Below are 618 nucleotides of genomic sequence, written 5' to 3' on the forward strand. Positions count from 1 at the left end.
TCGTTGCGACTGATGACAGTGCGAGCGGTGTGAACGGTGCGTCTGGCGCGACGGCGGTGGTGAATGCGTTCACTGCTGATACGATCAACGGCGTAGCGGCGAGCCCGTCGAATGCGACGCTGGCAGTGGCGGCGGGATCGAGCGTTCCAGCTGGTCTGACGTTCGACACGGCGAGCGGCAATGTTGATGTTGCTGCTGGTACGCCTGCTGGCACGTACAGCTTCGATTATGAGATCTGCGAGGCGCTGAACCCATCGAACTGCCAGACGGCGACGATCACGGTGACGGTGGATGCTGCGCCGATCGTGGCTGATCCTGACAGCGCGAGCGGTGTGAACGGCGCGAGCGGCGCGAACGGCGTTGCTGATGTGCTCGATGGCGACACGCTCAATGGTGCGCCTGCGACGCTGGCTGATGTTGACATCTCGGTGGTGACCCCGGCGACCCCGGCCAATCCTGGTGATCCGGTGCCGACGCTGAACCCGGCGACGGGTCTGGTCGATGTGCCTGCTGGCACGCCTGCTGGCACGTACACGATCACTTATGAGATCTGTGAGACACTCAACCCGACCAACTGCGCTCAGAACGATGTGACGATCACGGTCGATGCGGCCCCGA

The 618-nt window shown here is 63.3% G+C and carries 1 protein-coding gene; it reads left to right on the forward strand.

Annotated elements, in window-relative coordinates:
• Window positions 1-618: hypothetical protein (locus ACGHU1_RS16890; protein ID WP_390588896.1), on the forward strand; the 618-nt coding region annotated here is incomplete at both ends.

This window comes from Erythrobacter sp. MTPC3, from assembly GCF_042854385.1.
Taxonomy (GTDB): Bacteria; Pseudomonadota; Alphaproteobacteria; order Sphingomonadales; family Sphingomonadaceae; genus Erythrobacter.